At 58.9% G+C, this 19,148-nt stretch carries 19 protein-coding genes; 13 read left to right on the top strand and 6 right to left on the bottom strand.

The features are described 5' to 3' along the window. Positions 1-98 precede the first annotated feature (98 nt). Both ACJ8HB_RS06625 and ACJ8HB_RS06620 read right to left on the bottom strand, forming a co-directional pair. Positions 99-401, bottom strand: coding sequence for an XRE family transcriptional regulator (locus tag ACJ8HB_RS06625; protein ID WP_033635213.1), 303 nt, complete (start codon positions 399-401; stop codon positions 99-101). Between the two features lie 4 nt (positions 402-405). After that, positions 406-759, bottom strand: a complete 354-nt coding sequence (locus ACJ8HB_RS06620; RefSeq protein ID WP_047571347.1) for a type II toxin-antitoxin system RelE/ParE family toxin — start codon at positions 757-759, stop codon at positions 406-408. A gap of 439 nt (positions 760-1,198) precedes the next feature. On the opposite strand from ACJ8HB_RS06620, the gene ACJ8HB_RS06615 reads away from it, so the two are divergent. Both ACJ8HB_RS06615 and ACJ8HB_RS06610 read left to right on the top strand, forming a co-directional pair. Further along, on the top strand, positions 1,199-2,494 hold the full coding sequence (locus tag ACJ8HB_RS06615; RefSeq protein ID WP_047571345.1) for an MFS transporter: 1,296 nt from the start codon (positions 1,199-1,201) through the stop codon (positions 2,492-2,494). Positions 2,495-2,521: 27 nt separating this feature from the next. Further along, the gene (locus ACJ8HB_RS06610; protein WP_043147694.1) at positions 2,522-3,328 is read left to right on the top strand and encodes a substrate-binding domain-containing protein; all 807 of its coding nucleotides are present in this window, start codon (positions 2,522-2,524) and stop codon (positions 3,326-3,328) included. Here the strand turns inward: ACJ8HB_RS06610 and ACJ8HB_RS06605 are convergent. From ACJ8HB_RS06605 to ACJ8HB_RS06595, 3 genes are all read right to left on the bottom strand, one after another. Continuing rightward, positions 3,303-4,202: a LysR family transcriptional regulator gene (locus ACJ8HB_RS06605; protein ID WP_047571342.1), complete on the bottom strand. Its 900-nt coding sequence runs from the start codon at positions 4,200-4,202 to the stop codon at positions 3,303-3,305. The genes ACJ8HB_RS06610 and ACJ8HB_RS06605 overlap by 26 nt on opposite strands. Positions 4,203-4,294: 92 nt before the next feature. Further along, on the bottom strand, positions 4,295-4,660 hold the full coding sequence (locus tag ACJ8HB_RS06600; RefSeq protein WP_033635218.1) for a diacylglycerol kinase: 366 nt from the start codon (positions 4,658-4,660) through the stop codon (positions 4,295-4,297). A gap of 219 nt (positions 4,661-4,879) precedes the next feature. Next, on the bottom strand, positions 4,880-6,004 hold the full coding sequence (locus ACJ8HB_RS06595; RefSeq protein WP_047571340.1) for a hypothetical protein: 1,125 nt from the start codon (positions 6,002-6,004) through the stop codon (positions 4,880-4,882). Between the two features lie 737 nt (positions 6,005-6,741). Between ACJ8HB_RS06595 and ACJ8HB_RS06590 the strand changes: the two genes are divergently transcribed. Genes ACJ8HB_RS06590 through spt form a run of 4 tightly spaced genes read left to right on the top strand, consistent with a single transcriptional unit; the run spans position 6,742 to position 10,843 of the window. Continuing rightward, positions 6,742-8,481 (top strand): fatty acyl-AMP ligase, encoded by a 1,740-nt coding sequence (locus ACJ8HB_RS06590; protein WP_047571338.1) that lies wholly within the window; start codon positions 6,742-6,744, stop codon positions 8,479-8,481. Next, positions 8,478-9,392 (top strand): NAD-dependent epimerase/dehydratase family protein, encoded by a 915-nt coding sequence (locus tag ACJ8HB_RS06585; RefSeq protein WP_047571336.1) that lies wholly within the window; start codon positions 8,478-8,480, stop codon positions 9,390-9,392. The genes ACJ8HB_RS06590 and ACJ8HB_RS06585 overlap by 4 nt, the downstream gene beginning before the upstream one ends. A gap of 31 nt (positions 9,393-9,423) precedes the next feature. Beyond that, positions 9,424-9,684 (top strand): acyl carrier protein, encoded by a 261-nt coding sequence (locus ACJ8HB_RS06580; RefSeq protein ID WP_015378483.1) that lies wholly within the window; start codon positions 9,424-9,426, stop codon positions 9,682-9,684. Next, entirely contained in the window at positions 9,671-10,843 is a 1,173-nt protein-coding gene (gene spt, locus ACJ8HB_RS06575; RefSeq protein WP_047571334.1) for a serine palmitoyltransferase, read from the top strand. Before ACJ8HB_RS06580 ends, spt begins: the two co-directional genes overlap by 14 nt. A gap of 69 nt (positions 10,844-10,912) precedes the next feature. Here the strand turns inward: spt and ACJ8HB_RS06570 are convergent, their stop codons facing one another. Then, positions 10,913-11,644, bottom strand: a complete 732-nt coding sequence (locus ACJ8HB_RS06570; protein ID WP_041035915.1) for an ATP-binding protein — start codon at positions 11,642-11,644, stop codon at positions 10,913-10,915. Between the two features lie 374 nt (positions 11,645-12,018). Between ACJ8HB_RS06570 and ACJ8HB_RS06565 the strand changes: the two genes are divergently transcribed. The 7 genes from ACJ8HB_RS06565 (at position 12,019) to lptG (ending at position 18,607) form a co-directional block, all read left to right on the top strand. Further along, positions 12,019-12,744: a lipoprotein gene (locus tag ACJ8HB_RS06565; RefSeq protein ID WP_047571331.1), complete on the top strand. Its 726-nt coding sequence runs from the start codon at positions 12,019-12,021 to the stop codon at positions 12,742-12,744. Positions 12,745-12,774: 30 nt separating this feature from the next. Next, on the top strand, positions 12,775-13,569 hold the full coding sequence (locus ACJ8HB_RS06560; RefSeq protein ID WP_047571328.1) for a hypothetical protein: 795 nt from the start codon (positions 12,775-12,777) through the stop codon (positions 13,567-13,569). Positions 13,570-13,641: 72 nt separating this feature from the next. Beyond that, positions 13,642-14,979: a lipopolysaccharide biosynthesis protein gene (locus ACJ8HB_RS06555; RefSeq protein ID WP_047571325.1), complete on the top strand. Its 1,338-nt coding sequence runs from the start codon at positions 13,642-13,644 to the stop codon at positions 14,977-14,979. Further along, positions 14,976-15,845, top strand: a complete 870-nt coding sequence (locus ACJ8HB_RS06550) for a hypothetical protein (protein ID WP_047571323.1) — start codon at positions 14,976-14,978, stop codon at positions 15,843-15,845. The genes ACJ8HB_RS06555 and ACJ8HB_RS06550 overlap by 4 nt, the downstream gene beginning before the upstream one ends. A 20-nt stretch (positions 15,846-15,865) precedes the next feature. Then, positions 15,866-16,432: a YtfJ family protein gene (locus ACJ8HB_RS06545; protein ID WP_033635227.1), complete on the top strand. Its 567-nt coding sequence runs from the start codon at positions 15,866-15,868 to the stop codon at positions 16,430-16,432. Between the two features lie 28 nt (positions 16,433-16,460). Continuing rightward, the gene (gene lptF, locus ACJ8HB_RS06540) at positions 16,461-17,531 is read left to right on the top strand and encodes an LPS export ABC transporter permease LptF (RefSeq protein ID WP_047571321.1); all 1,071 of its coding nucleotides are present in this window, start codon (positions 16,461-16,463) and stop codon (positions 17,529-17,531) included. Beyond that, complete coding sequence (gene lptG, locus ACJ8HB_RS06535) at positions 17,528-18,607, top strand: LPS export ABC transporter permease LptG (protein ID WP_047571319.1); 1,080 nt, start codon at positions 17,528-17,530, stop codon at positions 18,605-18,607. Before lptF ends, lptG begins: the two co-directional genes overlap by 4 nt. Positions 18,608-19,148: the final 541 nt, after the last annotated feature.

Below are 19,148 nucleotides of genomic sequence, written 5' to 3'. Positions count from 1 at the left end.
TTGCTTTCACGGCTGCCTCCTGATATCGGAGGCGCCATATTGCGAACAGCCCGCTCAGGGAAACCCGAGCGGGATTTTTGCTTTTCTGCCGTTAGCGCTTACAGCACAAATTCGTAGTGAGAGCCGTCCGGCAGTTCAACATCCAGGCGCAGCTTGCCGCCGGCCGCCTCAACATAGCGTTTGAGCGAAGACAGTTTCAGATCGCGGCCCGGTTTTTCCATCACGGCAACGGTCGGTTGCCGGATACCCAGCGCCTGCGCCATTTCAACCTGCGTTTTCTGCACCTTCTCGCGCAGCTCGGCAAGGTGGATGTTCAGCATGATGTCCGCCGCCAGCGCTTGCGCTTTGGCCACGACCTCGGGCTTTTCATCCGCAATAAGCTGTTCCAGCGTTCTGCCCATCGCGTCACTCCTTCTCGTTTAATGTGTTCAGCCAGTTCGTGAATTCCCGATCGGCAATCTGAAGCATTCGATCGTAAAAACGCTTTTCATTGCCGGCTTTATTGCCCGCGCAAAGTACAATGCCGATACGGTACGGATCGAAGGCGAAGAATGCCCGCAACGGTTCGCCACGGCTCTGAATGCGCAGCTCTTTCATATTGCTGTAACGCGAACCTTTAACCGTATCGGCATAGGGTCTGGGCAGCCTCGGCCCCTTTTCCCGCAGGATCATCAATGCGGCAAGCACGCCAGCCCGATCGGCATCGTGGAGTGAGCTAAACCAGTTATCAAACGCATCCGTTGTTTTAATTTCCCACACGGGACCTCCCTGCAAATATAGATCAACAACTATATAGATGTAAAGCTATAGCAGAGAGGCATCAGAATGGCATGCAAAAGCATTCGTGGTTACTGCAAGGCTGAACGTACATCCGGACATTTTGCAAACGCAGTGCGAGGCATTCACTTTTTTACGAGCGGTATCGAACAATCGGTCAGAGGTACGGGGCGTTTCCCCGCCGCCCCTTTATGAACCCTGTCACAAAATGCGCATAACGTTTTCGGCGCTCTGCGCCGCGGGCGGTGAGCGATAAGTTTGTTAACGCCACGTTACATCAGGTTAGGCAACATTGTTAACGGCGATTGATGCGCCAAACGCATCGCGCCATGCGTTTATTGCGCTTATTTAGTTTATTTTCCTGAGCGAGTCTTCAGCAACAGGCGCGGCGTCAGGCGCCCATAACAAACTGGAGATAAAGATGCATTCCTCTACCTCACCCATGACCACCCGGGCCAAAGCCGGCGCGATCCTGCGCGTCACCTCCGGCAACTTTCTGGAACAGTTCGACTTCTTTCTGTTCGGCTTTTACGCCACCTACATCGCACACACCTTTTTCCCGGCCAGCAGCGAGTTCGCCTCGCTGATGATGACCTTCGCGGTATTCGGCGCAGGTTTTCTGATGCGCCCCATTGGCGCCATCGTGCTGGGCGCCTACATCGATAAAGTCGGCCGCCGCAAAGGGCTGATCGTCACCCTGTCGATCATGGCCGCGGGCACCTTCCTGATCGTGCTGATCCCCTCTTACCAGAGCATCGGGCTTTGGGCGCCGCTGCTGGTGCTGTGCGGGCGCCTGTTGCAAGGCTTCTCGGCGGGCGCGGAGCTGGGCGGCGTGTCCGTCTATCTGGCCGAAATCGCCACGCCGGGCCGTAAGGGCTTCTACACCAGTTGGCAGTCCGGCAGCCAGCAGGTGGCGATCATGGTGGCGGCGGCCATGGGCTTCGCGCTCAATGCGGCGCTGGAAGAAAGTGCCATTCGCGAATGGGGCTGGCGCCTGCCTTTCCTGTTCGGCTGTCTGATCGTTCCCTTCATCTTCCTCCTGCGCCGCAAGCTGGAAGAGACGCAGGAATTTACCGCCCGCCGTCACCACCTGGCGATGCGCGACGTGTTTAATACCCTGCTGAAAAACTGGCCGGTGGTAATCGCCGGCATGCTGATGGTCGCCATGACCACCACCGCGTTTTACCTGATCACCGTGTATGCGCCAACCTTCGGCAAAAAGGTGCTGTTGCTCAGCGCCTCCGACAGTTTGCTGGTCACTTTACTGGTCGCGATTTCCAACTTCATCTGGCTGCCCATCGGCGGCGCGCTGTCGGATCGCTTCGGCCGCAAACCGGTGCTGGTCGCCATGACGCTGCTGGCGCTGGCCACCGCCTACCCGGCGCTGAGCCTGCTCGCCGCCGCCCCCAGCTTCAGCATGATGCTGGCCGTGCTGCTGTGGCTGTCCTTCATTTACGGCCTCTACAACGGCGCCATGATCCCGGCCTTAACCGAGATCATGCCAGCGGAAGTACGGGTGGCCGGGTTCTCGCTGGCCTACAGCCTGGCGACGGCGGTGTTCGGCGGCTTTACGCCGGTGATCTCCACCGCGTTGATCGAATACACCGGCGATAAGGCTTCACCGGGCTACTGGATGAGCTTCGCCGCGCTGTGCGCATTGCTGGCGACGCTGTATCTGTATCGCCGCATCGCCATGCCGCTGCAAACCGCACGCTAACGCGCCATCGCCATAAGGAATAATGCCATGCAGAAACTCACTCGTTCGATCCTCGCCGCGCTGGTGTGCGCCTCTTTCAGCACCGCGGCGCTGGCCAAAGACGTGACCGTGATGATCTCCGGCGGCTTCAAGGCCGCGCTGGAGAAACTGGCCCCGGAATATGAAGCCCAAAGCGGCGACAAAATCATTCTGGTGTCCGGCCCTTCCATGGGGAAAACGCCGCAGGCGATCCCCGCACGGCTGGCGCGCGGAGAGCAAGCCGATGTGGTGATCATGGTGGGCGACGCGCTGACCCAACTGGACAAAGGCGGCTGGATCCAGCCGGGTTCGCGCGTGGAGCTGGCCGATTCGCCGATCGGCATGGTGGTGAAACAGGGCGCGCCCAAGCCGGCGATAAAAACGGATGCCGAGCTGCGCAATGCCTTGCTGCAAGCCGACTCTTTCGCCTATTCCGACAGCGCCAGCGGCCGCTACGTCAGCGGCCAACTGTTCAAAAAGCTGGGCATCGAGGAACAGGTGAAAGGAAAAGCGCATAGGATTGAGCGCATTCCGGTGGCCTCTGAAGTGGCGCAGGGGAAATACGCGTTGGGCTTCCAGCAGGTCAGCGAATTGCTGCCCGTGGCGGGCGTCACCTTTATCGGCGAACTGCCGGAAAACGTGCAGTACATCACCCGCTTCGCCGGCGCGGTAACCGCCAAGGCGGAACATCGCCGCGAAGGCAAAGCGCTGCTGGAGTTCCTCGCCTCCTCTCAGGCACAGCCGACCATTCGCGCGACCGGCATGCGAAGCGTGCCGGCGCAGCAGCCGGTCAGGCAGAGTGATACCGTTCAGTAATCAGCTTTTCCAGCTCGGCGGCGACGAAAGACTGCATGCGGCCGCTGCGCCGGATCAGGCCCACGGTGCGTTTCACCACCGGCTCGACCAGTGGCACCGACGTCAACACCGAATGCTCTGAAGCGGGCATCGACATGGCGGGCACGGCGGCAATGCCGATGCCCGCCTCAACCATGCCCAGCATGGTCGTCACATGGCGAGTTTCGCACACGCTGGGGCGCTCCGGCACGAGGTGTTCCAGGCGCTGATCGAGCAGATTGCGATTGCCGGAGGTTTTATCCAGCGACACGTAATCCTGCTGATAAAATTCCCGCCAGGTGAGGCTCTTTTTAGCGGCGAGCGGATGGTCGCGCCGGCAGGCGGCCACGTAAACGTCACCCACCAACGGCACAAATTCAAGGTTAGGCTGCAGCCGCCCGGCAAAGCAGATGCCGAAGTCAGCCTGGCCGCCGGTGACCGCCTCAATCACATTACCCGCGCTGCCGTCGATCAGTTTAACGCGCACGCGCGGATAGCGAAGCCGGAAACGGCGTATTACGTCGGGCATGAAATAGTAGGCCGCCGACGGCACCGTGGCGACGGCGACCAGCCCGGTACGCTCCTGGCTGACCTTATCGATATCGGCCAACACCGCTTCGACATTCATCAGCAGTTGATCCGAACGCTCGGCAAACGCCTGCCCGTACAGCGTCAGCGTCACGCGCCGGGTGGTGCGATCGAACAGTTTGCTGCCCAGCGCGTTTTCCAGCTTCTCAATCCTGCGGCTCAGGGCCGACTGCGACAGGCAGATGGATTCTGCGGCCAGCCGAAAATTGCCGTACTCCACCAGCGCGCGGAAGGCATAAAGATCGTTGAGATCAAAATTCACGGGCATAGCGGCCGACTCTCCTTGCTGAACGCAAAACAACGATGATAACCGCTTATAGCGCCACGGCAACCGGCCTGGCAATTGAGCCACCCAAGCCCTTATCGCCCCAGCAGCACCATTCCCCAAATAATGATAGTCATCACCACCGCCACCAGCTGCGCAGCGCCGCCCAGATCTTTAGCGCGTTTGGATAACGGATGTAATTCCAGCGAAATGCGATCGACCACGGTTTCAATCGCCGTATTAAGCAGCTCCACCACCAATAGCAGAAAACTGCAGGCGATTAATAACAGTCGCTCTATATTTGTAATATCTAAACCAAATGTAACAACCAGTAAAATGGCGTTAATAACCAATAATTGGCGAAACGCATCTTCGGTAAGCACGGCGTCAATAAATCCGGCCCAGGAATTCCTTATGCTGTAGGTTAATCGGCTTATTCCTTTTTTCTTTTCCACAGGCATGCAATCAGCTCTCGTCAATACTGCCACAATCACTCGCGAATAAATCACGCGGCGTGAATTTATCTCGAGTTTATTAATTAAAGGCCTTAACCGTTCTCTTTGCGGCGACGATGCATTCACTCACGTGCCGTCACCCTGCCCCTGAAACGGCACCGCCCGAAAATGCCCCGGCGCGGTTATTATTCTGAGAACGTGAAAAGGCGATGCGTTATCAGCCGGTTAAAGCGTTTTCTCGTATAAGCGGTAGCGCTTATAGGGAACCGCGCCGATGCGTTCTAAAATCGTCCGCATGCCGGTATTGGTTTCCAGGATCCACGACATTTCCAGCGCGTCGATATTGCGCTTGGCAAAAGGCTCGCGCAGCGCCTCAATCAGCAGCAACGCAATAATCGGCCCGATGCGGCTGAATTGATATTCCTGGCGCACGCCCATCAACGGCACGCGCGCGGTGCGCACGCCGCTGACTTTCAGCCGCCACAAGAGCTTCGCCCAGCCGAACGGCAATAACCGCCCCTGCAGATCGGCAATCGCTTCGTTGATGTTCGGCAGACCGACGATAAAGGCGCAGGGGGCGCCATCCACCTCGGCGATATGGATCATATCGTCGGGCACCAGGAACTTCAGCTGATCCCCCATGGTGGCGAACTCGTGCTCGGTGAACGGGACAAACCCCCAGTTATGCTGCCATCCGGAGTTGAACACCTCGCGCAGCACCTGCATCTCCTCGCGAAAGCGCTTGCGGTTGAGGCGGCGAACGGTCACCTTTTTGCGCACCTGATCCATCATCCGGGTTAACGACGGCGAAAAATGCAGGTCGGTTCTTTTCATCCAATAAGCAAGCAAATCAATCCCTTCGCTGTAGCCCTGCTGGGCTATTTGCGCCGCATAGTAGGGCTTCGCGTGCGTCATCAGGGCGGAAGGCGGCGTATCAAACCCTTCGACCAACAGGCCGCTTTCCTGATTGATATTGAGGCTGAATGGCCCGGTGATTTTGCGCGCGCCTTTCGACCTCAGCCATTCCTCCGCCACCGTGAATAAGGTGCTGAAAACGGCGGGATCGTCAACGGCGTCAATCATGCCGAAATGGCCGGTATCCTCGCCATGCAGCTCCCGGTGCAGAGCATCGATTTGCGCCGTGATGCGCCCAACGACTTTGCCCTGTTTTTTGGCCACCCATGCCTGCCATTCAATATGGTCGGTGCCGGGATTCTTCTTTGACAGATGCTCTTCGCGCTCTATATGCAGCGGCTCAATCCAGTTCGGATCATCGCGAAACAGTTGCGAGGGGAAAGCAATAAATTCTTTAAGTTCGCGTTTACTCAGAACTTTCTCAACACGGATCATAAATAGCCTTACGTTTTAATAAAATAATTAAATAAGCACGCGACAACGCCTTTAGCATTTTTTATGCTGTTCTCATTTATTGGATTGTGTATTGCCTCCGGTTCAATGATAAGAAAAACCGAATATTACCCCCTGTGAAACAGCGCATTATTGCGCCCGACATTCACCCTGTGATGTCCGTAATTGATAAAAAAAGGAAACAGAAAGCGGCGCAGCCAGGCTACGCTAATGGTGCTCTTTTATTATTTCGTGCTGTTACGGCAAAAGAAACCCGCCACTTTTAGTGTACCGACTTTAATCAGGAGGTGTGCCGCCATCTTTACCACTTAATGCTCTTTTTAAGATTAGCCTTAAATGAATCGTTCACTTTTGGATTTCTTGCGGCATACTGTTTAGGAAGTGTTTAAGTTCCAAGATAGCCATGCATGAGGTCATAACCTATGAGCCGACAGTTATTTCCTGCCCGAAAGAGACAGGCTAAAGAACGGCGCAGCCCGGATATTACAATAGTCTCTCGTATATCGCCAGGGTGCCGCTCAAGGCTGATAACACGGGCTACTCACGCTCTGACCGGTTAATAACCGGCGTGCCCTCAAGCACGGCATTATACGCTGTTCGCGGAATGAAGATGGTTGAATAACAAACTTATTCAAAACCTATTCATAGTAAAACATCAATTACCTCGCCAAGAGTGATTTTCTCTTTTGGTGATTTTTAATCTATGGCTAAGTTTGTCTATGTCTGAAACAAGTTCCGTTCATTCTCTTCCCATGCGCTATGCGGACTTCCCCACCTTAGTGGACGCGTTGGATTACGCGGCGCTGGGCAATACGGGAATGAATTTTTACGACCGTCGCAATCAACTCGTGACCGTTCTCGAATATCGCACGCTGCAGCAAAAAGCGATCTCGGGCGCGCGGCGTTTATTGTCCCTGAAACTCAAGAAAGGCGATCGCGTGGCGCTGATCGCCGAAACCAGCGCAGGATTCGTCGAAGCCTTTTTCGCTTGCCAATACGCCGGCCTAGTGGCGGTGCCGTTGGCGATCCCGATGGGCGTGGGCCAACGCGACTCCTACACCGCCAAACTGAAAGGGCTGATCGCCAGCTGCAATCCCGCGGCGATCGTCAGCAGCGAAGAGTGGACGCCGCTGATCGCCTCAGCCACGGAAAACACCTCGGCGCTGCACATCCTCAGCGATGCGGACTTTAACGCCTTGCCGGAGCCGGAGATCGCGTTGCCGGCGCCTTCGCCCGACGATATCGCCTATCTCCAATACACCTCGGGCAGCACCCGCTTTCCACGCGGCGTGATCATTACCCAGCGGGCGGCGATGGCGAACCTGAACGCGATCAGTCGCGACGGGATCAAGCTGCGCGCGGGCGACCGCTGCGTTTCGTGGCTGCCCTTCTATCACGATATGGGCCTGGTCGGTTTCCTGCTGACGCCGGTGGCGACCCAGCTGTCCGTCGATTATCTGCGCACGCAAGATTTCGCCATGCGCCCGATGCAGTGGCTGAAACTGATTGCCAAGAATCGCGGTACGGTGTCCGTCGCCCCGCCGTTCGGCTACGATCTGTGCCTGCGCCGCAGCAACGCCAAAGAGCTGGCCGATCTGGATCTTTCCAGCTGGCGGGTCGCGGGCGTGGGCGCCGAGCCGATCCCGGCCGAGCTGCTCGGCCAGTTCGGCGAACACTTCAGCAGCATCAACTTCGACAGCAAAGCCTTCATGCCGTGCTACGGCCTGGCCGAGAACACCCTGGCGGTGAGTTTTTCCGATCCCTGCTCCGGCCCGCAAACCAACGCGGTCGACCGCGATATTTTGGAGTACGAGGGTAAAGCGGTCGCGCCCGGCAAGAAAACCCGCGCCGTCTCGACCTTCGTCAACTGCGGCCGAGCGCTGCCCGGCCACCGCATCGAGATCCGCAGCGAAACCGGGCAACCGCTGCCGGAACGCCAGGTCGGCCATATCACGATCTCCGGCCCCAGCCTGATGAACGGCTATTTCTGCGACGACGAGTCCCAACAGCAAATTCAGGTGACCGGCTGGATGGATACCGGCGATCTGGGCTACCTGCTGGACGGCTATCTGTACGTCACCGGCCGCAAGAAGGATTTGATCATCATTCGCGGCCGCAATATCTGGCCACAGGATATCGAGTACGTCGCGGAATCCGAACCGGAAATCCGTTCCGGCGATGCGATCGCCTTCGTAACCGAAGAGCACGACGAAGCGGCCAGGATCATTTTGCAAATCCAGTGCCGAGTCAGCTCGGAAGAACGCCGGGAGCAAATCGTGCATTCGCTGAGCGCGCGCATTCAAAGCGAGTTCGGCATTGCGGTGGACATCGAGCTGCTGCCGCCGCACAGCATTCCCCGCACGTCGTCGGGCAAACCCGCGCGCGCGGAGGCCAAAAAACGCTGGCTGAGCGCCTCGCTCTACCCGCACATGCCGCAGCTTGCCGGTTTCGCGCAATGAGCGGCACGGTGGCAGTGACGGGCGCGACCGGTTTTATCGGCCGGCACATCGTCCAGGAACTGCTGGCGCAAGGGTTTAACGTGCGCGCCCTGACGCGGCGCGCGGGAAAAGCCGCCGCCGACAACCTGCAGTGGATCCCCGGCGCGCTGGAGGATCGGCCCTCGCTCACCGAGCTGGTGCGCGGCGCGGAGTGCGTCGTGCACTGTGCGGGCCAGGTGCGCGGGCATGCGGAAGCGGTGTTCACCCGCTGCAACGTCACCGGCAGCCTGAACCTGATGCAGGCGGCCAAACAGAACGGCCGCTGCCGTCGCTTCTTGTTCATGTCGTCGCTGGCGGCCCGCCATCCGGCGCTGTCCTGGTACGCCCATTCAAAACAGGCCGCCGAGCAGCAACTCATCGCCGCCACCGGCGAGATCGCGCTGGGGATTTTCCGCCCGACGGCGGTTTACGGGCCCGGCGATAAAGAGCTGAAACCGCTGTTCAACGGCCTGCTGCGCGGCGTGCTGCCCCGGCTGGGCGCGCCTGACGCCAGGCTCTCTTTTCTGCACGTGAGCGATTTGGCCAAGGCGGTCAGCCAATGGGTGCAGGCCGAACCCACGCAGCCGAATATTTACGAACTGTGCGACGGCGTGGCCGAGGGCTATAACTGGCTGCGCCTGCGGGACATCGGCGCCGCCGTGCGGCACGGGCCGGTGCGCCTGGTGGGCATTCCGCTGCCGCTGCTGAAAGCCCTGGCGGATATCAGCGTGGTGTGGAACCGCCTGGTAAAACAGGAGCCGATGCTGACGCGCAGCAAAATACGCGAATTAACCCATCACGACTGGTCCGCCAGTAATCACGCGCTGTCGCAACAGATTAATTGGTTTCCACAGGTAAGTTTGGAGCGCGCGCTGCGCGAAGGGCTGTTTTAATTATTCCAAATAGAGGTGTGTCAACGTTCTTATGCTAAATCGCGATGCTGTAATGGATTATATCCTGACGTGTTTGCAAGGTATCGTCGAAGGCGGAGTGGAAATAAAACCTGATAGCGATCTCGTCAATGATCTTGGCCTGGAATCCATCAGAGTCCTGGATCTGCTGATGATGCTGGAAGATGAATTAGATATCTCCATTCCTATCAATATATTGCTTGATGTCAGAACGCCTGAGCAACTGCTTGACGCGCTGCGCCCTTATCTGGAGAAAAACCATGGGACTGTATGATAAGTTTGCGCGCCTCGCCAATGACCGCGAACAATTTCAAACGTCCGGTCTGAATCCGTTCGGCACCTGCATCGACGAAGTCTATTCCGCCACCCAGGGCCGCATCGGCGATCAAAAGATTGTCCTCGCCGGCACCAATAATTACCTTGGCCTGACGTTCGATGCGCAGGCGATCGCCGCCGGCCAAACGGCCCTGGCCGCGCTCGGCACCGGCACCACCGGCTCGCGCATGGCGAACGGCAGCTACGGATCGCACCTGACGCTGGAGCGGGAGCTGGCGGAATTCTTCGATCGCCCGAGCGCCATCGTGTTCTCCACCGGCTACACCGCCAACTTGGGCGTCATCAGCACGCTGGCAGGGCCGGGCGCCGTGGTATTGATCGACGCGGACAGCCACGCAAGCATTTACGACGCCTGCGCCCTCGGCGGCGCGGAGATTATTCGCTTCCGCCACAATGACGCCGCCGATCTGGAGCGCCGCATGGTGCGCCTGGGCGAGCGTGCGCGCGAGGCGATCATTATCGTGGAAGGCATCTACAGCATGCTGGGCGACGTCGCCCCGCTGGTGGAAATCGTCGACATCAAGCGTCGGCTCGGCGGGTATCTGCTGGTCGACGAAGCGCACTCCTTCGGCGTGATGGGCGAGCACGGCCGCGGCCTGGCCGAAGCGCTGGGCGTCGAGCAAGACGTGGATATCATCCTGGGCACCTTCAGCAAAAGCCTGGCTTCGATCGGCGGTTTCGCCGTCGGCGGCAAGGGGATGGACGTGCTGCGCTACAGCAGCCGGCCGTATATCTTTACCGCGTCGCCGTCGCCGTCGAGCATCGCGTCGGTGCGCACGGCGCTGCAAAAAATCGCGCGCCATCCCGAACTGCGGGAAAAGCTGTGGAGCAACGCGCACCGCCTGTACCACGGCCTCGCCGAGCTGGGGTATACCCTGGGGCCGCGCATCAGCCCGGTGGTGCCGGTGATGATCGGTTCGAAGGAAGAAGGGCTGCGTTTCTGGCGCGAGCTGATCGCCCACGGCGTGTATGTAAACCTGGTGCTGCCACCGGCCGCGCCGGCGGGCGTTACCCTGCTGCGCTGCAGCGTCAATGCCGCGCACAGCGATGAAGAAATAGACACCATCGTGCGCGCCTTTGCGGCGCTGAAAAAATAAAGCCTTCCCTCTCGGCCGCGGCGGCGGTGCCGAAAATGGCATCGCCGCCCTGCCGAACCGATGCGCGCCTCAGTGCGCAGCCGTTGATACTTCATCAGCGGAATAGCGATAACCCTGCGCCGCCATAAATTCCGCGATGGCTTTTTCCGCCGCCGAAAGCACCTCCTCGATCGGCCGATCGGCATCGAGATCCACGATGTCGGCGCCTTCGAACGTCAATAACGGCGTGACGGCGATCTTCTTCTCCAGCGCCGCTTTGCGATGATCGGGTTTGCGCGCGCAGGCCACCGCCAGACTGACATTCAGCTTGAGCACCAGATCCGGTTTTTGCCCCGCCATCCATTGGAACGCCGCCCGCTCGCGTGCCGCCAGCCAACGGACAAACCGGCTCCCTTCAACGTCGACGGGAAAAACCGTGCCGTCGTAAGCGCCGGGGATCTGCGCCTGCGGAAAACGGTCGGTCAACACGATGAACCCTTGCCGCCGATACGCCAGCATGCGGCGAAACCGCAGCAAGCGCCGCCCCACGAAAGCGATGATCACCGCCGACGGCAGCAGGCCAATGCGGGATTTTTTCGTTTTGACTTTTTTGGTATTGCTCTCGATAGCCTTGCCCACCGAGCGCCCGAGCAGCGGCAACTTCGCCGCCGCGCGGCCGACGTTGCCCGCCTGTTTGCCCAGATGCACCTGCACCGCCGGGCCATAATGTTTCATATACGCGATCAGATGTTCACAAACGGTGGACTTACCCGATCCGTCGCTGCCGATAACCGCAATCAGCGGCGGAAATTTTGCACTCATAATAAGACTCTCTTTCAATACACCAGAAACGGCGTGCCATATTTGAAGCGAACTACCGCTTATCATTGCCGTGGCGGCCGCGTGGAAAAAAATTTTCCGTAACGCGACGCCAAAAAAGCACAAAACATTAAGCGAAAATTGAAAAGCCCTGCTCTTTTTTCGCCGTTAGCCCGGCCGGAAATTAACATAAAAAGCGAAACCGGCCCACGCACCAACAATTAGCACAAAATAACAAGAACGAACGCTATAAATATCAATTCAAATAACGAACAAGAATACCCATCTCATTATTTTATCGCGGCAAAGCACAATAAATATCTTGAACCCAAGGCGTATTGGAATACAATAGTTTTTTTCGCATTGGATCAATTATTGTGAGTCAGCAGATAAGACCTTCATCTGATCGCTCGCCCGTGCGCGTAATAGCGATAACCGGCTGTGACGGCTCGGGAAAATCCACGTTAGCCGCCCGCCTGGTCAACGCCTTATCGGCACAAGAACCCGCCGAACTGCTTTATCTCGGCCAGTCTTCCGGGCGCATCGGCGAATGGATCAGTTCGCTGCCGATTATTGGCGCGCCCTTCGGACGTTATTTATTGAAGAAGTCGGAGCGCGTGCATGAGCGCCCTTCCACGCCGCCGGATAATGCCACGGCGCTGGTGATTTTTTTACTCTCCTATTGGCGCGTTTATAAATTCCGTCGCATGCTGAAGAAAAGCCGCAGCGGCGCATTGCTGATCACCGATCGTTATCCGCAGGCCGAAGTGGCGGGGTTTCGTTTCGATGGCCCGCAGCTGGCGAAAACCGCCGGCGGCAATCGCTGGATCCGCTGGCTGAGAAAGCGCGAACAAAACCTCTACCAATGGATGGCGTCTTATCAGCCCTTATTATTAATTCGGCTGGATATTGACGAACAAACGGCCTATTCACGCAAACCCGATCACTCATTGGCGGCGTTGCGTGAAAAGATCGCCGTCATCCCGCACCTGACGTTTAACGGCGCTAACATATTGGATTTAGACGGCCGCGAGCCGGCCAATCGTATTTTCGACGAGTCTCTGCGCGCCGTTAAAATATCGCTGAGGGCCGCCAATGCCTAGCCGCCAAATAACCTTTTCGTACCGAAACAGATGAAAAAAAATAAACTCACCGCCGAACAGAATACCTCTTCCACCTGCATCACCGGGCTTATTGCCGTGGTGGGCAGCGACGGCACAGGCAAGTCCACGCTGACCGCCGATCTGGTCAAGAACCTGCAGCAATATCGCCCCACGGAGCGGCGCTATTTGGGGCTGATCTCCGGCGAAGACGGCGACAAAATCAAGAAGTTGCCGTTCATCGGCGTGTGGCTGGAACGGCGCCTGGCGGCCAAATCCGATAAAACCCAGCGCATGAGCAACAGGCCGCCGGCGCTGTGGGCGGCGCTGATCATGTACGGCTTTTCGCTGTGGCGCGCCTCCAACCTGCGCAAGGTGCGGCGGCTGGCGCAGAGCGGCGTGCTGGTGATCAGCGACCGTTACCCGCAGGCGGAAATTTCAGGTTTTTACTACGACGGGCCCGGCATCGGCGTGGAACGCGCAAAAGGCTGGCTAGTGAGCCGCCTGGCGGCGCGCGAACGCCGTTTATATCAACGCATGGCCGTCTATCGGCCGGCGCTGATCATTCGCCTCGATATCGACGTCGATACGGCGTTTTCCCGCAAGCCCGATCACAACTATGAAGAGCTGGAGGACAAGATTTCCGCCATGGTGCGCCTGCAATACAACGGCGCGCGCATCATCGAGCTGGACGCCAGAGCGCCTTACGACGAGGTGCTGAGCAACGCGCTCAACGCCATTTCCGCCGTGGTGAACCCCGCGAAGCGCCCACAGAGCGACATCGGGCAACCCGGCGAAAACGCCGGCGAAGAAACTCAGGTTTATTAAACGCATACAGGGCAAGCGCATGACAGCGGAACACAAGATGCAGCAAAACAACGATAACGGCTGGTTTGGGTTATGAAACGGTGGTTTTCCGATGGCGCGTTTCGCTCCATTTTACGTAATGCCGCCTACTTAGGCTCCGGCAGCGTGGCCAGCGCGCTGCTCGGCCTGCTGGCGCTCTCCTGCGCCGGTAAAGGCATGTCGCCTGAAATGTTCGGCGTGCTGGTGGTGATCCAGGCCTATACCAAAGCGGTCAGCGATTTCATCAAATTCCAGACCTGGCAGTTTGTGGTGCAATTCGGCACCCCGGCGCTGGAGCATCAAAACACCGGGCGCTTCCGCGACGTCGTCGCCTTCTCCTTCGGGCTGGATATCGCCAGCGGCGTCATCGCCGTGCTGGGCGGCATGATCATGCTGCCTTTCTTGTCTCACGCCCTGGGGCTGGACAGCGAAAGCTTCTGGCTCGCCATGCTGTACTGCACCCTGATCCCGTCGATGACCTCGTCCACGCCGACCGGCGTGCTGCGCGCCTTCAACCGCTTCGATCTCATCGCCATTCAGCAGGCGATCAAGCCGTTCCTGCAGGCGGTGGGCAGCGTCATCTCCTATTATTTCGATCTGGGATTCCCCGGCTTTATCGTCACCTGGTACGCCTCTAACCTGATCGGCGGCACGCTGTTCTGGTGGTTCACCGCGCGCGAGCTGCGCCGCCGCGATATCCACGGCGCGCTGAGGCCGCGCCTGTTCAACGTCGCGCGCCGCATCGAGGGCGCCTGGAACTTCGTCTGGACCACCAACATCGCCCACACCATCTGGGCCGCGCGCAACTCCTGCACCACCGTGCTGGTGGGCGTGGTGATCGGGCCGGCCGCCGCCGGGCTGTTCAAGATCGCCATGACCTTCTTCGATGCGACGGGCACCCCGGCCAAGCTGCTGGAGAAAAGCTTCTATCCGGAGATCATGCGCCTGGATCCGCGCACCAAGACCCCGTGGCTGCTGGGCCTGCGTTCCTCGCTGCTGGCCGGCGGCATCGGTCTCGCCGTCGCGGTGTTGATGCTGCTGGTGGGCAAACCGCTCATTTCCGCGGTGTTCGGGCAGCAATACCTGGAAGCCTATGACCTGATTCAAATCATGCTGGGCGCGATCATCGTCTCCATGATGGGCTTCCCGCAGGAGTCCTTACTGTTTATGGCAGGCAAGCAGCGCGCTTTCCTGATCGCGCAGGCGACGGCCTCGGCGGCCTACATTGCGCTGCTGGTGTCGATGGCGTATGCCTTCGGCGTGCAGGGCGCCGCCTTCGCTTATTTACTGGGGCAATGTTTAGACGTTCTGTTATCCCTGATACCGACGATCGGCGCCTACCGCAATCGCTTTATGTTGGGGCTGAATGCGCCCAAAGAGAGTAATCAATGACCGCTACCGATAATTGGAAGAAGTTCTCCGCCGAAACCACCCAGGCGCTGTTTGTCGCGGTGGAAGAAGACGACCTGGTTGAGGCGAATATCAGCCTGCCACAGCAGATTGATTTGCAGTGTTCCCCCGAGAGCATCCGGGACAACTACGCGCTGTGCCTGCAGTTTTGGGAAGACGGCTTTTCCCGCCGCGAGCTGCTGCAACTGGTGAACGGTTTCCTGAAAGATCCGCAGTTGGCAGCGCCCACCCGCATGCGCTACAAATATATCCGCGCCCGCTACAAGCACCTGCGCTTCGCCCAGCAGCTGTACGGCGCGCCCCACCGCGCCAACCGCCTGTTCCACACCACCACCGTGGTGCTCGGCCATTTTCAGGACGCGTTTCGCAACGGCAACCAGAAGAACCTGACGCTGTACGGCAACCTGCTGCGGCTGCTGCTCAGCAAACCGGTGTGGTCGTACGTGCGCTATGCGCTGCGCCACACCCGGCTGGAAAGCGCACAGGGCTTTATCACCTACCGCCAGGAACAGATGCGCCAGCTGCAGACGCTGATCGCCAGCCCGGCGCTGACCGGGCACCAGTTCCACAACGTGCGCAAAATCGTCAGCCGCCAGGTGTCGTTTTACGACACGCTGAGATCGATCGATCCCGACAACCGCGAGGCCCGGCAGATCTCGCGCTTCCTGGCGGCGATTAACGGCCTGATGGGCGACCGGCACGACGTGATGGTGGCGGACAAACTGGCCGGCGGCGATATCTACGATCGGCCGGCGATCCTGGATATCGACATTCGCCAGCGCCTGGAGCTGCTGCTGGCGCGCTTTCCGCTGTCGTTTTCCCCGCCGGCCGTCGCGGCGGGCAGATAAGCGCGTTGCAAGGAGCCATGATGACGTTGCGTCGCTTGCTGATCTTCACGCTGCTGCTGTCGCCGCTGGCGGCATCCGCGCATAACTTCGTGCAGGGCCGGCCGGTGGCGCCGATCGCCATCGCCGATCGCGGCGAACTGCTGCTGCGCAACGGCGATTTCAGCTACCGGCCGTGGAACAGCGCAAAACTGGCGGGCAAAGTGCGGGTGATCCAATACATCGCCGGGCGCACCTCCGCCAAGAAGAAGAACTCGCTGCTGATCAACGCCGTCAAGGACGCGAACCTGCCGGGCGATCGCTTCCAGCCCACCACCATCGTCAACACCGACGACGCGATCCCGGGCTCCGGCTTTTTCGTGCGCGGCAAAATTGAGAAAAACAAGCGGAATTACCCCTGGGCGCAGTTCATCGTCGACAGCGACGGGCTGGGGCGCATGGCCTGGCGGCTGCCAGAGGAGAGCTCCACCATCGTGGTGCTGGACCAGGCCGGGCGCGTGCAGTGGGCGAAGGACGGCGCACTCACCCCGCAGGAAGTTGACCAGGTGATCGCCCTGCTGCGCGCGCTGATCGCGCGGGAGACGCCATGAAGCGCACGCCGCCGGGAGCCGATGACGCATGTCTTTGATTGAACGCTACATCACGGTTGAGATCCGCCGCCTGGTGATGATGATCGCCGGGTTTCTGATCTTTATGTTCGCCAGCTACTCCGCCCAGCGCTACCTGACCGACGCCGCCAACGGCACGCTGGCGCTGCGGGTGGTGGCCGACGTGGTGTTCTATAAGTCGCTGATCGCGCTGGAGATGATATTGCCCGTCGCGCTGTATGTCTCGGTGGCGGTGGCGCTGAGCCAGCTGTACAGCGATGCGGAAATCACCGCCATGCTGGCCGCCGGCGCCAGCCCGCTGCGGCTGTACAAGGCGGTGCTGATACTGGCCGTGCCGCTGGCGATAGCGGTCACGCTGCTGTCGCTGTATGGCAGGCCCTGGGCGTACGCCAATATTTATCAGCTGCAGCAAGAGTCGCAGTCGGTGCTGGACGTGAGCCACCTGCAGGCCGACAAATTCAACGTCAGCGGCAACGGCCGCATGATCCTCGCCAATCACGTCGACAAAACGGCCAACCACCTGACGGACGCCCTGATTTATGTGCGCGGCGGCCATCACACCAACCTGTACCGCGCGCAGTCGGTGGAGGTGCTCGACGCCTCCCCCGCCAGCCCCGCCGTGCGGCTGAAAACCGGCACCGCCTATGTGCTGGATCGCCAGGGCACCGACGACAACGGGCAGAACTACGACAACTTCGACATCGCGCTCAAACCGTTCGTGCCCAGCGCCGAGAGCCGGCACAAGTCGGCCTCGCCGGCGGAGCTGGCGCGCTCCGCCGATCCGGGTGACGCCGCCGAACTGCAATGGCGCGAAAGCCGCGGGCTGACCACCGTGCTGATGGTGCTGCTGGCGATCCCCTTTAGCCGCATCAAGCCGCGGCAGGGGCGCTATGCCGCGCTGCTGCCCCTGACGGTGCTGTTTACCGCGATTTTCTATGGCGGCAACATTTGCCGCACGCTGGTCGCCAACGGCTCTCTGCCGACGATCCCCGGCGTTTGGCTGGTGCCGCTGGCGATGGCTGCCGGCATCGCCCTGCTGCTGACGCGCGACTTATCCCTGCTGCGGAAACCCTCCCGATGACTATTTTTAGCCGTTACCTGATCCGCAACGTGTTCATCGGCTTCGCCGCCGCGGCCGGGCTGCTCATCCCGCTGTTCACCACCTTTACGCTGATCAACGAGCTGGAGGACGTGACCCCGGGCGGCTACCGCTGGCAGCAGGCGCTGCTGGTGACCGTGCTGACCCTGCCGCGCAGCCTGGTCGATCTGGGGCCGTTTATCGCGCTGCTCGGCGGCATCGTCGGGCTAGGGCAGCTGTCGAAAACCCTGGAACTGACCGCGATCCGCTCCGCCGGGATGTCGATATTCCGCATCGCGCTGGTGATGCTCGCCGCCGGGCTGCTGATGAACCTGTCGCTCGGCGCCCTCGATGAATGGGCGGCCTCGCCGCTGCAGCAACGCGCGCTGCAGATGAAGAACAACGCCCTGGCGCAGTCGAACAATAACGACGTCACCGTTAACCCGCTGTGGGCGCGGCGCGGCAACGAGTTTGTGACAGTGAAGACCGTCGATGAGAACGACCAGCCCCACGGCATTGAGATCTTCCGTTATCAGGCCAACCGCGCGCTGGAATCTTATATCTACGCCGACAGCGCCAGCACCGCCGCCGACGGCAACTGGCTGCTGCACAACGTGATGCTGAAACGCTGGCAAGGCAGAAAGGAGACGATTGCGCGGCAAGATAGCCTGCTCTGGCACTCGCTGTTCGCGGTGCCGAGCCTGAAAGAGCTGACCCTGCCGGCGGGCAGCTTCTCGCTGCAACAGCTGGAGCGCTATATCGATTACCTGCAGGGCTCGGGGCAGCCGAGCACCGAATACCGCCTGGCGCTGTGGAAAAAACTCGGCCAGCCCCTGCTGGTGCTGGCGATGATTTTGCTGGCCATCCCGTTTACCTTCACCGCTCCACGCGCCCCCGGCATGGGCAGCCGGTTAGCGCTTGGCGTCATCATCGGGTTGCTGACCTACATCGCTTACCAGATCGTTCTCAATCTGGGGTTGCTGTTCGCCCTCAACGCGCCCTTCACCGCCCTCGCCCCGCCGCTGCTGATCCTGGCGCTGGCGTTAGTGCTGGTTTATCGGTTTGATCGGCGGGGTTAGGGTTTAGACTCGCCGACGGCGTGCACAGCACAATAGCTTGCCGTCAAAGAAGCGAACTCAGGGAAAGTCGAACGTTTTTTGCCTTCGCCACCAAAAGAGCGGCAAGCGGCCTAACGGCTTTGATAGGATCGAGACAGGTTATTATCCCTATCTACTGCAATATCCCCCACATTATTGACTTCGCCTAGATGTGATAAAGCACATTATATATGTTGATGGATGCGAATTTAGCATATTTTTCACAATTAACCATCATGCGAATAACCATTCAACATCAAACCTGATTCTATTTTAAATAAACATGTCTTTCATTTTTTCGATAAAATTTTCCCCACATCAAGGAAAATCAGTGAGACAATCCCGCCATTACGCCATTGCTTGGTAAAAAATTCTCCAATATCTTTGTGATGCAAATCACAACATTTTCACACAAATCAATAAAAATAAATAAAAATCAATTGGTTATAACAAAAACATCAAAACATAAAGAAACAACAAAAGAGAAAAAAATTCTCTTTACCCATAAAATTAATGATAAAAA

This window comes from Serratia sp. CY27727 (assembly GCF_052169275.1).
GTDB lineage: Bacteria > Pseudomonadota > Gammaproteobacteria > Enterobacterales > Enterobacteriaceae > Serratia > Serratia sarumanii.
The sequence above is the reverse complement of the archived record's forward strand: the minus strand, read 5'-3'. Positions and strand labels throughout refer to the sequence as shown.

Bases quoted from the DNA above. Each gene is read 5' to 3' on its own strand.
- spt (WP_047571334.1), top strand. From the start codon at position 9,671: ATGGGACTGTATGATAAGTTTGCGCGCCTCGCCAATGACCGCGAACAA.
- lptF (WP_047571321.1), top strand. From the start codon at position 16,461: ATGTCTTTGATTGAACGCTACATCACGGTTGAGATCCGCCGCCTGGTG.
- ACJ8HB_RS06610 (WP_043147694.1), top strand. From the start codon at position 2,522: ATGCAGAAACTCACTCGTTCGATCCTCGCCGCGCTGGTGTGCGCCTCT.
- ACJ8HB_RS06550 (WP_047571323.1), top strand. From the start codon at position 14,976: ATGACCGCTACCGATAATTGGAAGAAGTTCTCCGCCGAAACCACCCAG.
- ACJ8HB_RS06615 (WP_047571345.1), top strand. From the start codon at position 1,199: ATGCATTCCTCTACCTCACCCATGACCACCCGGGCCAAAGCCGGCGCG.
- ACJ8HB_RS06625 (WP_033635213.1), bottom strand. From the start codon at position 401: ATGGGCAGAACGCTGGAACAGCTTATTGCGGATGAAAAGCCCGAGGTC.
- ACJ8HB_RS06560 (WP_047571328.1), top strand. From the start codon at position 12,775: ATGAAAAAAAATAAACTCACCGCCGAACAGAATACCTCTTCCACCTGC.
- ACJ8HB_RS06570 (WP_041035915.1), bottom strand. From the start codon at position 11,644: ATGAGTGCAAAATTTCCGCCGCTGATTGCGGTTATCGGCAGCGACGGA.
- ACJ8HB_RS06590 (WP_047571338.1), top strand. From the start codon at position 6,742: ATGTCTGAAACAAGTTCCGTTCATTCTCTTCCCATGCGCTATGCGGAC.
- ACJ8HB_RS06555 (WP_047571325.1), top strand. From the start codon at position 13,642: ATGAAACGGTGGTTTTCCGATGGCGCGTTTCGCTCCATTTTACGTAAT.
- ACJ8HB_RS06600 (WP_033635218.1), bottom strand. From the start codon at position 4,660: ATGCCTGTGGAAAAGAAAAAAGGAATAAGCCGATTAACCTACAGCATA.
- ACJ8HB_RS06605 (WP_047571342.1), bottom strand. From the start codon at position 4,202: ATGCCCGTGAATTTTGATCTCAACGATCTTTATGCCTTCCGCGCGCTG.
- lptG (WP_047571319.1), top strand. From the start codon at position 17,528: ATGACTATTTTTAGCCGTTACCTGATCCGCAACGTGTTCATCGGCTTC.
- ACJ8HB_RS06585 (WP_047571336.1), top strand. From the start codon at position 8,478: ATGAGCGGCACGGTGGCAGTGACGGGCGCGACCGGTTTTATCGGCCGG.
- ACJ8HB_RS06545 (WP_033635227.1), top strand. From the start codon at position 15,866: ATGACGTTGCGTCGCTTGCTGATCTTCACGCTGCTGCTGTCGCCGCTG.
- ACJ8HB_RS06580 (WP_015378483.1), top strand. From the start codon at position 9,424: ATGCTAAATCGCGATGCTGTAATGGATTATATCCTGACGTGTTTGCAA.
- ACJ8HB_RS06595 (WP_047571340.1), bottom strand. From the start codon at position 6,004: ATGATCCGTGTTGAGAAAGTTCTGAGTAAACGCGAACTTAAAGAATTT.